Below are 11,749 nucleotides of genomic sequence, written 5' to 3'. Positions count from 1 at the left end.
TCACACCCATCCCGGGATCACTCCCGTCACGACGGCGACCAGCAGCATGATGATGCTGAGGAGCCACATCCAGAGGAACGAATGGCGGATGTGGCGACCGATGTCCACCTTGGCCAGGCCGACCAGCAGGAAGAACGATCCGGTCATCGGGCTGATCGGGAAGCCCACGGTCTCCTGTCCGAGGATAGACGCCTGGGCGATGTGGATCCCGTCGACCCCGAACCCCTCGCCCACGGCCATGAGCACGGGCATGACGCCGAAGTAGTAGGCATCCGGGCCGAAGAGGAGGCTGAGCGGCACTCCCAGGAGGCCCGCGAGGAGCGGGAGGCCGGGAGCCAGGGACTCCGGCAGGAGGTTCGCTCCGCCCTGCGCCATCGCCTCGACCATCCCGGACTCGCTCAGGACGCCCAGGAGGATCCCCGCAGCGATGAGCGTGCTCGCCATGAGCACGGCGCCCGGTGCATGAGCGTTGATCCTCTCCCCCTGCTGCTTCATGTCCGGATAGTTGACGACGAGGACGATGATCGCGCCGATGATGAAGCAGACGGCCGGGTCCACCCACCCCATCACGAGGAAGACGACGACCAGGAGCGTCACGGCGAGGTTCACGAAGAGCAGTCGGGGGCGGCGCAGCGTTGCGACCTCCGCCTCGCTCGCGGCGGCGTCCGGCGACGCGGCGCCTCCTGCATCCTGGACGATGACCATCCCAGACTCACCGATCCGCGCCGTGGACTCCGGGACCAGCGCGCGCTCGTCACCGGCATCGAGCCGGGCGAGGCGCTTCTTCTCCCGCACGCCCAGGAGGAACGCGATGCCCAGCGCGGCGATCAGCCCCACGATCTGTGCGGGGATCAGCGGCACCCACAGCTCGTTGGCTGGCACCTCGGCAGTGGCCGCGGCCCTGAGCGTCGGCCCGCCCCACGGGAGGATGTTCATGACTCCGGCGCCCAGCGCGACGCAGGTGGCGAGGACCAGCCTGCTCATGCCCATGCGCTCATAGAGGGGGAGCATCGCCGGGATGGTGATGAGGAACGTCGACGCCCCCGCCCCGTCCAGATGCGAGACGATCGCCAGCAGAGTCGTCGCGACGGTGATCGTCGCCGGCTTGTCACCGGCGAAGCGCACGATCCGGTTCACGATCGGGTCGAACATCCCGGCATCGCTCACGATGCCGAAGTAGATGATGGCGAAGACGAACATCGCGATGACGCCCACGACGCCGCTGATGCCCGTCATGGCGAATTCGGACACGTCCGCCAGCGAGAACCCCGCGATGAGTGCGCCCACGAAAGGGACGCCTGCGAGCGCGACGATCGCGTTCACTCTCTGAGTGAGAAGAAGAACGAGGATCACCGCGATGATGAGAAAACCTATGGCTGCAAGCACTGTCGCTCCTTTGAAACATGTGCGATCGCTTCCATCCTCTCCACACCCACTTATGTGCACAATAGACAGTTTCGGATAGTGTCATGCACCATGCGGATGAATAGTCGGGTGACGGTGGGGCATCTCCGGGCCGCAGTGGCGGTCATGGAGACGCACAGTTTCACGGAGTCGGCGCGCATCCTGGGGATCTCGCAATCGTCCTTGAGCCGTCGGATCTCGGATCTGGAGCGGATCCTGTCAGTCAGCCTGTTCCACCGGACGACGCGGTCGGTGGAACCGAGTCCCGCCGGGGGCGCGCTGCTGGCGCAGATGCGCGCGACCCTCGTCTCCTTCGACAAGGGGCTGGCGCAGATCGAGCAGCTGGCGAGCGGCGATCACGGGTCCATCGCGATCGGCTGCCTGCCGTCCATCGCCTCGAGCTTCCTCCCCTCGGTCATCCGTGACTTCCTGCGCGAGCACCCCCAGGTGCAGGTCGAGGTGCGCGATGCATTCACCAGTCAGGTGGTGGAGCAGGTGCGGGCGGGGCAGGTGGATGTCGGGATCACGGCCGGGACGGAGCGCGTCCCAGACCTGGAGTATCGGAGAATCGGCTCGGACGGATTCTTCTGCGCCCTGCCGCCCTGGCATCCGCTGGCGGGACGGGAGTCGATCGACTGGTCGGAGCTCAGCGGTGAGCGGACGATCGTGTTCTCGCCCTACACGAGCATCTCCCGACCGGTCGAGCTGGCGTTCGAGGCGGCCGATGTGCGCCCCGCCTCGACGATGGTCGCGCACAACGTGGGAGCGGTCGCGGGCCTCGTGGCCTCCGGCCTGGGCGTCACGGCGGTGCCGGGTCTGGTCCGACCCCTCATGGAGTTCGCGCAGCTCGCCTTCGTGCCGCTGCGGCCTGCGGTCCGCCGTGAGATCTCCATCATCCGGCGGAGGGACGAGCGGCCGTCGCCCGCCGTCCGGGAGTTCATCCGGTCGATGAGCATCGAGCACGAGTTCCTGGACCAGCGATGACCATCGGGCACGCCTCGTCCCACACGACTGCGGGCCGGAGGGGATCCCCTCCGGCCCGCGATCGGTCGCTCTTCGTCAGCTGTCGCCGTCGTCGGCGTCCTCGGTCGCCTCATCGATCGAGACGGACGGGCTGCCGGTCGATCCCGGCTGCGTCGCCTCCGCCTCATCCGCACGGGTGAGGGTGCCCAGTTCTTCGCCGTTCTCGTCCTGCACGGTCATCGTGTCGCCGTCCACGACGACGGTGTTGACGCCGCCCAGCCACGTGTCGACGCCCGGGCAGCCCTTGAGGGTGCTGGGACCGCGCTCCACACGGGCGGTGTCGCCGTCGATGAAGAAGTCGCCCCCGATGCCGTTGCACCCGTCGCCGCCGGAAAGGGTGCCGCCGCCGTCATCCACGACGGTGAACTGGAGGAATGCGTCCTCCGGGTCGTCCGCCTCCCAGCGGCCGTCGAACGAGGGCTCTTCGGCAGCGGCCGAGGTCGTCGAATCCTCGCCGGGTGCGCCCGATCCCCCGCAACCGGTCAGGGCCAGAGCGGAGGCCGCGAGAACCGCTGCCACGGTGATCTGTCGCTTCATGAAGTCTCCCGAGTCGTTGGCCGGACCGTCCCATGCTATCGGCCCAGGCTGGGGCCGCGGGGGTGGGTTCCCGTGCATCGCCGCTGAATCCTCGGGCTCATCCACCCGCCGGGGGTCGTCCCGGCACACGCCGAAGGGGGCATCCGCTTCTCAGCGGATGCCCCCTTCGTTCTGTTCCGTCAGCGTCCGTGCCCGGTCAGCCCGTCCGCCTCCGGATCAGATGCGCTCAGGCCTGGCGGCGGCGTGCCACGTAGACCAGTGCGCCACCCAGGGCGACCAGTCCGGCAGCGCCGGCGACCAGCGGAGCGGTGGTCGAACCGGTGCGGGGCAGGTCATCGCCGTCCCCGTTGTCACCGTCGTCCTGGCCACCATCGCCGTCACCCGAACCCTCGACGACGCTGAAGGAACCCTCGAGGGTCTCGTCCTCCGTCGTCGCGACGACCTCGTAGTCACCGATGTAGGCCGAGGCGTCCGCGGTGGGCAGGCCCCACACGCGCGAGGACGCCGTGCCGTTCTCGTCAGCGGTCACGGTGATCGACTTCGCCGGCTCGTCGTCGGAGTCGGCAGCCGGGGCAGCGGCGCCGGAACCGGCGTTCGCATCGTCGCCACCGGCGGCGTAGGTGTCGAAGGTGACCTCCGAGCCCGGCTCCACGTCCGTCACCGTGTAGGCGACGCCGCGGTCATCCTCGATGGCCTGGTCCTCGTCCTCGGCGATGAAGCGCTCGGCGGCGATCTCCTGGGGATCGACGGCCAGCGCCGGGTCGAGCTCCGGATCCTCGGTCTCCGTCGCCGTGGGCGTCGGGTCGGCCGTCTCCGTGGGCTCACCGGTCTCGGTGGGCTCACCGGTCTCGGTCGGCTCCTCCGTGGGCTCACCGGTCTCGGTGGGCTCCTCCGTGGGCTCCGTGGTCTTCACCTCGTAGCCGTCGGCAACGGTCTCGAGGCCCTTGGCCAGCTCGGCGACCCAGATCCAGTCGCCGCCCTGGCCCTCTCCCTGGTAATTCGACAGGGAGGTGACGCCCACGGCCTGGTCGCCCATCATGACGGCTCCGCCGGAGTCGCCGGGGATGCCCAGTGCCTCAGCCGCGAAGCCGTACACCAGACCGACCTCCGGGTTATCCGGATCCGGGCTGTCGGGCATGCCGACGAGGCCGTAGCCATCGACGATACCGCCGATCGTGCCGGTCTCCTCCCCACCGATGGGGCCCTCCTGCTGACCGGAGGTGCGGCCCGAGCGAGTGATCGTCTGACCGATGTCCTCCTGCTCCACATCGTGGACGCCGGCGACCGACGTGGTCGACGCGGACAGATCGTCCTCACCCGCCGTGGTCCAGTCGGTGACCTCGGGGTGCGTCTTGATCGTGTCGTCATTCAGTGTGATGACGGCGTAGTCCTGCGTCTCCTCCGGCGAGTAGTTGTCCGGATTGCCGTTGTCCGGGTCATTCGGGTCGAGGATCGTCTCACCGAACTCCGACGCCGTGAAAGTGCCGATCGGCTCGTTCTTCAGCAGCTCGAGCGTGGCATCCTCGTGGTAGTCGCCCGTACCGGCGTTGGACGTCGAGGGCTTCTCCAGGAAGACGTTCGCGCCCTCCTCGGCGCAGTGGCCGGCCGTGATGATGGCCTCTTCGCCGTCGGGGCCAGTTGCCGGGAAGCCGAACGAGCAGAGTCCCTGGATGTCCTGCGCCGCACCGCCGTCAGGGGCGACAGCGTAGCCCGCGCCACCCACGACGTCCGTCGCGTTGACGGGACCGTACCCGTTCGCGATCTCGATGACCTCGACCTCGTCCTGGTCCTCGGTCGCCTGCGCGAACTGAGCGATGGGCTTGAGGATCTCGTCGTCGGCCTGGACGTCCGCACCCTTGACGGTCTGCACGACGACGTCACCTTCGGCGTCGTAGCCGATCGCGGCGACCTTGTCGAGGATGTTCTCGTCTGCAGCGGCGACGGCGGAGACCGCCTCGCCCAGCGCCTTCGGGCCGTCATTCGCGGCCATCGCGGGGACCGTGAGGGCCACTCCACCCAGACCGATGGTGACCGCCGCGCTCAGCGCGACGAACCGCTTGCCTCCCTGGGGAGTCTTCATACTGCTTCCTCTGCTGTTCGGTGACATAGAGCCTGAGTTGGTCGTCGACAGATACAGCCGCCCGGCGACACTCGGTGTGCCACTGTGCCAGAGATGCGGATCACCAGACAGTTCTGTTCATTGTGGTCACGGAATGATCACAGATGGTCACGGCATGGCAACGGTGCTCCCAGAATGAGATGTTCGGACACATGAAAGGGGGCACCCGCTTCTCAGCGGATGCCCCCTCCAGCGCCCAGTCAGCGCGCGAACCCGATCAGCTCGCGAACATCAGGACCATGCTCGTTCAGGCCTGGCGGCGACGTGCCACGTAGACCAGCGCGCCACCCAGCGCGACCAGTCCGGCAGCACCGGCGACCAGCGGAGCGGTCGTGGAACCGGTGCGGGGAAGATCGTCCCCGTTGTCACCGTCATCCTGACCGCCGTCACCGTCACCCGATCCCTCGACGACGCTGAAGGAGCCCTCGAGGGTCTCGTCCTCCGTCGTCGCGACGACCGAGTAGTCACCGACGTACGCGGAAGCCGGCGCAGTCGTCTCGCCCCACACGCGCGAGGTCGCAGTACCGTCCTCATCAGCCGTCACCGTGATCGACTTCGCTGGCTCATCAGCAGCATCCGCAGCCGGAGCCGCCGCCGAACCCGCGTTCGCCGGATCCGCATCCATGTACGTGTCGAACGTGACCTCCGAACCCGGCTCCACGTCCGTCACCGTGTAGGTGACACCGCGGTCGTCCTCGATGGCCTGCTCCTCGCCATCCGCGACGAAACGCTCAGCAGCGATCTCCTCCGGATCGATCGCCAGCGCCGGATCGAGGTCAGCATCGTCGGTCTCCGTCGGCGTCGGATCGGACGTCTCAGTGGCCGTCGGGGTCGGCTCCGGGGAATCCGTCGCAGTCGGCGTCGGCTCAGGCGTCTCAGTGGCCGTCGGGGTCGGCTCCGGGGAATCCGTCGCAGTCGGCGTCGGCTCAGGCGTCTCGGTAGCCGTCGGGGTCGGCTCCGGGGAATCCGTCGCAGTCGGCGTCGGCTCAGGCGTCTCGGTAGCCGTCGGGGTCGGCTCCGGAGTCTCCGTCGGCGTCGGAGTGGGCTCCGGCTCCTCGTCGGCGGTGGTCTTCACCGTGTAGCCGTCGGCAACGTGCTCGAGTCCGGACGCCAGCTCGGCGACCCAGATCCAGTCACCCTGCTGAGTCGTCCGGTTGTAGTTCGACAGCGACGTGACACCCACGGCCTGGTCGCCCATCATGACCGCTCCACCGGAGTCGCCGGGGATGCCCAGCGTCTGCGCGGCGAAGCCGTAGACGAGAGAGAGGCGGCCTTCGTCGTTGGCAACGCCGTAGCCGTCGACGATTTCGCCGACGTAGGCCTTGCCCTCTTCATCGTTCGACCCGATGGGGCCCGACTGCTGGCCGCTGGTGCGACCCGACCGGGTGATCTCCTTGCCCACGTCCTCCAACGTCACATCGTGGACGCCCGCGACCTCGCGCGTCGAGGCGGAGAGGTCGTCGCCGCCCGCAGTCGTCCAGTCCGTCACCTCAGGATGCGTCGTGATCGTGTCATCGCTCAGTGTGATGACGGCGAAGTCCTGCGCGTCTTCCGGGCTGTAGCGCTCCGGGGTGTCCCACTGACCGTCGTTGATGAAGTCCGTCTCCGCGAACTCCGAGTGCGTGAACGAGCCGATCGGCTCGTTCTTCAGCAGTTCGAACGGACGCTGCGGGTTGTGGTAATCGTCCGCACCCGCGTTCGACTGCGACGGCTTCTCGAGATAGACCTCTTCGCCCACCTCTGCGCAGTGTCCGGCCGTGAGGATCGCCTCTTCGCCGTTGGGGCCCGTCGCCGGGAAGCCGAAGGAGCACAGGCCCCACTGGTTGCCGCCCTTGTCGACCGCGTAGCCCGCGCCACCCACGACGTCCGTCGCGTTGACCGGGCTGTAGCCGTGCGCGATCGGCTTGATGTGGAGCTCGTCCTGGCCTTCAGCCTCCGCGAGTTCGCGGACCGGCTCCAGGACCTTCGACTGGGCCGTGACGCCCTGACCCGCGACCGTCTGCACGACGATCTCGCCGTCGGCGTTGTAGCCGATCGCCGCGATCTTGCCGGCGATGCTCGTGTCCTCAGCGACAGTGGCGACAGCCTCGCCCAGCGCCTTCGGCCCGTCGTTCGCGGCCATGGCGGGAACCGTGGCGGCCACCCCACTCATGCCGATGGCCACTGCCGCGCTCAGCGCGACGAAACGCTTGCCTCCCTGGGGAATCCTCATACGCTCTTCCTCTGCATCTCAGACTGATGTGTGCGTTCCTGGGGTCGTCGGCGACATCGCACCGGCGGCTCTCAACGGCAACTGTGCCAGAGTTGTGCGTTCGCTCGGAGTTCTGTTCATTCTGGTCACGAACGAATCACGAACGGCCGCACGCCCGGGTGATTCACCCCAGCAGCTCCTCCATCGTGGCGCGCAGCGCGTTCTTGTCCGGCTTCCCGATCTTCGTGACGGGGATGTCCGTCACGAACTCCAGGTCCTTGGGCGTCTGCACACTGCCCTTCTCAGCACGGACGAAGTCGCGCAGCTCCTGCGACAGTGCCGCCTCATCCTCCACCGGGGTCCCAGCCCGCACCACGATCGCCGCGACGACCCGCTCACCCCAGTCGCGGTCCGCAACGCCCACGACGCAGGCCTGCGCCACGGCGGGGTGCTCGAGCAGCCGGGCCTCGACCTCGGCGGGGTACACGTTCAGACCACCGGTGATGATCATGTCCTTCTTGCGCCCCACGATGCTGAGATAGCCGTGCTCGTCCAGCCGGCCCAGGTCACCCGTGTGCAGGCGACCGCCGCGCAGCGTCTCCGCCGTGAGCTCCGGGTTCTGCCAGTAGCGGGACATGACGATGGGGCCGGACACGCAGATCTCGCCCACCTCGCCCACCGGCACCTCCCGGTCCTCGTCGTCCCGGATCGTCAGATCCGCGGACGAGGTCGCCCGGCCGGCCGAGGCCAGCCGCACCAGATCATCCGGATCGTGGTCCTCCTGCCGGAGGACGGAGATGAGGTTGGGCGACTCGGCCTGCCCGTACAGCTGCAGGAAGACAGGGCCGATCCGCCGGATCGCCTCCTGCAGCCGCGACGGATCCATGAGGGACGCGCCGTAGACGACGGTCTCGAGCGACCCCAGCCGGTCCAGCTGCTCCTGCGGCAGGTCGAGGATCCGGTAGATCATCGTCGGCACCACGAAGGTCGACGTGATCCGGTGCTCCTCCACCGCATCGACGAACGCCTGCGGCGAGAACTTGTCGAGCATGACCATCGACCCGCCCTTGAGCAGGACGGGCAGGGCCATCGCACCGGAGGCGTGGGACATGGGGGTCGTCACGAGGAAGCGGTTCTCCACCGGCCAGTCCCAGTCGACGATCGTGTAGATCGCATTCGTCACCATCGTCCGGTGCGAGCGCACGATGCCCTTGGGTGTGCCCGTCGTGCCGCCGGAGAAGCCCAGGGACGCATCCGCTTCCGGGTCCACCCGCACAGGGCGGTCCAGGACGGAGAAGCCGGACACGACCTCGGCGGTATCCGACGCCGTGGCGGGGTCGAGGATGGGGACTGGAATGACGGTCAGTCCGGGGATGGTCGCGGCGAGCTCCGCCGCCATCGCGTCGAAGCGGCCCTCCTCGTAGAGCAGGTACTGCACCTGCGCCAGCTCGAGGGACTGCCGGTGGTCGCGGACCCCGTTCTCCGGGTGCAGCGGGCTCACCCGCAGGCCCTCGAAATAGAGAGCGGCCGTGCAGAAGAAGGTCTCCGGACGACTGCCGCCCAGGAGCGCGCCGAAGTCACCGGGCCGCACTCCCGCCTCCTGCAGGGTGCGGCGGATCCGCTGGACGCCGGCCGCCGACTGCGCGTATGTGAAGGTGCGACCGCCGTCGACGAACGCGGTGCGCCGGTCGTAGCGGGTGAGCGCGGAGTAGACGAGCTCACCCATCGTGCGGCTGGCCGGCTGCGGGGCGGCTGGTGCGGGGCGGTCCTGCGCGGTCCGCTGGTCGTGCGCGGCCTGCTGGTCGGTCGAGGTCTGCTGCGCGCTCACGCCACGAGCTCCAGGATCGTCGCGTTCGCCTGGCCGCCGGCCTCACACATCGTCTGGAGACCGTACCGGGAGCCGGTCCGGCGCATGTGGTGGACGAGATCGGTCATGATGCGCGCACCGGACCCGCCCAGCGGGTGCCCCAGGGCGATCGCCCCACCGTTGGTATTCACGCGGTCCCAGTCGACGCCGATGCCCTTCATCCATGCGAGCGGGACGGAGGCGAAGGCCTCGTTCACCTCGTACACGTCGATGTCGCTGGCGGACAGTCCGGACTTCGCCAGCGCCTTCTGCGTCGCCGGGATGGGCGCGGTCAGCATGATGACGGGGTCCGTCGCCGCGAGCGCCGCGGTGTGGACGCGCGCGATCGGGGTGAGCCCCAGCTCCTTCGCCTTCACGTCCGTCATGACGAGCAGCGCGGAGGCCCCGTCGGAGATCTGCGAGGAATTGCCCGCCGTGATGACGCCGTCCTCCTGGAAGACGGTCTTGAGCTTGCCCAGGGACTCGAGCGTGCCGCCCGCGCGGATGCCCTCGTCCGTGCGGAGCTCGATCGCGTTGCCCTCCTTGTCGAGGCCCTCGATCGGGAGGATCTGGTCCGCGAACAGGCCCGCCTCCGTCGCCGCGAGGGCGCGCGCGTGGGAATCGAGCGCCAGCTGGTCGAGGTCCGTGCGGCTGAAGCCCCACTGCTGCGCGACCATCTCCGCCCCCTCACCCTGACTGAAGGAGTCGCGTCCGTAGCGCTGCTCGATGGAGGGGCCGAACGCCTTGCCGGGTCCGTTGGAGCGCTGCGACCCCATCGGGACGCGCGTCATGGACTCGACCCCGCCGGCGATGACGATGTCGCAGTGTCCGGCCGCGACGGAGGCGACCGCGAAGGTGAGCGCCTGCTGCGAGGAGCCGCACGCGCGGTCGACGGTCGTGCCCGCGACGGTCTCCGGGAAGCCGGCCGCCAGCGCCGCCCAGCGCCCCACGTTCGACGACTGCTCGCCCGCCTGCGTCACGCACCCCAGGATCACGTCTTCGACGAGTGCCGGATCGACACCGGTGCGGTCGAGGAGTCCGCGCAGCGCGTGCGCGGCCAGATCGACCGGGTGCACGTCCCGCAGGGCACCCCCCCTGCGCCCTGTTGCGGTGCGGACAGCGTCGACGATGACGGCTTCAGGCATGGATCCAGAACCTTCCCGAGGTGTGCCCTGCTGCGGCCTTTGCAGACAGGGATGTACGTGTCTGCTACCTTAACGATTGTTCGATTCAGCGGGAAGGGGCGTCCGCGCCTCGACACCGCGACGCCCCGGGGACGCCCGGCCCGCTCGACCGGTCCGCGCCGTCCCTCGACACAGATCACTGGAGATCACCATGCGCAGAACCGTCTACACGGACGACCACGAAGAGTTCCGGCAGCTGTGCAGGACTTTCGTCGAACGCGAGCTCGCGCCCGCCTTCCAGCAGTACGAGGACGCCGGCATGGTCGACAAGGCCGTGTTCGCGCGGATGGGCGAGCTGGGCCTCATCGGCCTCCAGATCCCGGAGGAGTACGGGGGCGGCGGCCAGACCGACACCTTCAAGTACAACGCGATCCTGACGGAGGAGACCGCTCGCGCCGCCACCAGCCTGGGCACCCTGCGCGTCCACCAGGACGTCGTGACGCCGTACATCCTCGAGTACGCCACGGAGGAGCAGAAGAAGCGCTGGCTGCCGGGCATGGCCGACGGCACCCTCATGACGGCGATCGCGATGACGGAGCCGGGCACCGGCTCCGACCTCACGGGCATCACGACCCGCGCCCAGCGGAACGACGACGGGACCTGGACGCTCAACGGGTCGAAGACCTTCATCTCCGGCGGCGCGAACGCCGACGTGGTGCTGGTCGTCGCCCGGACGCAGGCGTTCGACCCGGCCGACCGCCGCGGCGGGCTCACGATCTTCGTCGTCCCCACGGCCTCGGCGGGGTTCGAGGTGGGCGCGACCCTCCACAAGATCGGCATCAAGAGCCAGGACACGGTGGAGCTGCACTTCACGGACGTCGTCGTGCAGGAGGCGGACATCCTGGGCGAGGTGGGCAGCGCCTTCCGGTACCTGTCCGCGAATCTGGCGCAGGAGCGGCTCACGATCGCGGTCAACGCCGTGGGCACGGCGGACGCGGCGATCCGCCTGGCCGCGGAGTACGCACAGGAGCGCACCTCGTTCGGCACGCCGCTGTCGAACTTCCAGAACACGAAGTTCGTGCTGGCGGAGTGCTCGACGGAGGTCGCAGCCGCCCGCGCCATGCTGGACCAGGCCCTGGACGCGCACGACGACGGCGAACTGAGCCCCGCGGACGCCGCCCGCCTCAAGCTCTTCACCACCGAGGTCCAGGGGCGCGTCATCGACAAGTGCCTCCAGGTGCACGGCGGCTACGGGTACATCCTCGAGTACCCCATCGCACGCCTCTACGCGGACGCGCGCGTCACCCGCATCTACGGCGGCACGTCGGAGATCATGAAGACGATCATCGCGAAGGACATGGGGCTGTCCGCCCGCCGCGACTGAGGGCGGACCGGGCGGCAGGGCCCAGCGCGGATCGCCTGCCGTCACCACCCCACCTGCAATACTGAACACACGTGCAGGTCGCACCCGCGGGGTCGGCCGCGCACACCACCACGTCGATGGA

Annotated in this window: 8 protein-coding genes; 2 read left to right on the top strand and 6 right to left on the bottom strand. The window is 68.7% G+C overall.

The window, feature by feature from the left end; genetic code table 11:
* The gene (locus tag HGBR_RS06780; protein WP_026077402.1) at positions 1 to 1,386 is read right to left on the bottom strand and encodes a CitMHS family transporter; all 1,386 of its coding nucleotides are present in this window, start codon (positions 1,384 to 1,386) and stop codon (positions 1 to 3) included.
* Between the two features lie 90 nt (positions 1,387 to 1,476).
* On the opposite strand from HGBR_RS06780, the gene HGBR_RS06775 reads away from it, so the two are divergent.
* Positions 1,477 to 2,388, top strand: coding sequence for a LysR family transcriptional regulator (locus tag HGBR_RS06775; RefSeq protein WP_026077401.1), 912 nt, complete (start codon positions 1,477 to 1,479; stop codon positions 2,386 to 2,388).
* A gap of 75 nt (positions 2,389 to 2,463) precedes the next feature.
* Here the strand turns inward: HGBR_RS06775 and HGBR_RS18755 are convergent, their stop codons facing one another.
* The 5 genes from HGBR_RS18755 to HGBR_RS06750 all read right to left on the bottom strand — a co-directional run bounded on the left by HGBR_RS18755 (position 2,464) and on the right by HGBR_RS06750 (position 10,265).
* On the bottom strand, positions 2,464 to 2,964 hold the full coding sequence (locus HGBR_RS18755) for an META domain-containing protein (RefSeq protein ID WP_019158579.1): 501 nt from the start codon (positions 2,962 to 2,964) through the stop codon (positions 2,464 to 2,466).
* Positions 2,965 to 3,190: 226 nt separating this feature from the next.
* Positions 3,191 to 5,044, bottom strand: a complete 1,854-nt coding sequence (locus HGBR_RS06765; protein ID WP_026077400.1) for an LPXTG cell wall anchor domain-containing protein — start codon at positions 5,042 to 5,044, stop codon at positions 3,191 to 3,193.
* 286 nt (positions 5,045 to 5,330) lie between these two features.
* Complete coding sequence (locus HGBR_RS20425) at positions 5,331 to 7,295, bottom strand: LPXTG cell wall anchor domain-containing protein (RefSeq protein WP_147522340.1); 1,965 nt, start codon at positions 7,293 to 7,295, stop codon at positions 5,331 to 5,333.
* Between the two features lie 163 nt (positions 7,296 to 7,458).
* Positions 7,459 to 9,102 carry an AMP-binding protein gene (locus HGBR_RS16820; protein WP_019158577.1) on the bottom strand — a complete coding sequence of 548 codons (1,644 nt, stop codon included), beginning with the start codon at positions 9,100 to 9,102 and terminating at the stop codon, positions 7,459 to 7,461.
* Positions 9,099 to 10,265, bottom strand: a complete 1,167-nt coding sequence (locus tag HGBR_RS06750; RefSeq protein WP_019158576.1) for a thiolase family protein — start codon at positions 10,263 to 10,265, stop codon at positions 9,099 to 9,101. Before HGBR_RS06750 ends, HGBR_RS16820 begins: the two co-directional genes overlap by 4 nt.
* 190 nt (positions 10,266 to 10,455) lie before the next feature.
* Between HGBR_RS06750 and HGBR_RS06745 the strand changes: the two genes are divergently transcribed.
* A complete protein-coding gene (locus tag HGBR_RS06745; protein WP_019158575.1) occupies positions 10,456 to 11,628 on the top strand; it encodes an acyl-CoA dehydrogenase family protein in 1,173 nt (390 codons plus the stop codon).
* The last annotated feature ends 121 nt before the right edge of the window (positions 11,629 to 11,749 follow it).

The organism is Brevibacterium senegalense, assembly GCF_000285835.1.
Lineage (GTDB): Bacteria > Actinomycetota > Actinomycetes > Actinomycetales > Brevibacteriaceae > Brevibacterium > Brevibacterium senegalense.
Note: the sequence above shows the minus strand (reverse complement) of the source record. Positions and strands in the feature narration are given on the sequence as shown.

What these genes read in the sequence shown, in the direction of transcription:
- HGBR_RS06775 (WP_026077401.1), top strand. Translation starts at nt 1,477, where the DNA reads ATGCGGATGAATAGTCGGGTGACGGTGGGGCATCTCCGGGCCGCAGTG.
- HGBR_RS18755 (WP_019158579.1), bottom strand. Translation starts at nt 2,964, where the DNA reads ATGAAGCGACAGATCACCGTGGCAGCGGTTCTCGCGGCCTCCGCTCTG.
- HGBR_RS06765 (WP_026077400.1), bottom strand. Translation starts at nt 5,044, where the DNA reads ATGAAGACTCCCCAGGGAGGCAAGCGGTTCGTCGCGCTGAGCGCGGCG.
- HGBR_RS20425 (WP_147522340.1), bottom strand. Translation starts at nt 7,295, where the DNA reads ATGAGGATTCCCCAGGGAGGCAAGCGTTTCGTCGCGCTGAGCGCGGCA.
- HGBR_RS06750 (WP_019158576.1), bottom strand. Translation starts at nt 10,265, where the DNA reads ATGCCTGAAGCCGTCATCGTCGACGCTGTCCGCACCGCAACAGGGCGC.
- HGBR_RS06745 (WP_019158575.1), top strand. Translation starts at nt 10,456, where the DNA reads ATGCGCAGAACCGTCTACACGGACGACCACGAAGAGTTCCGGCAGCTG.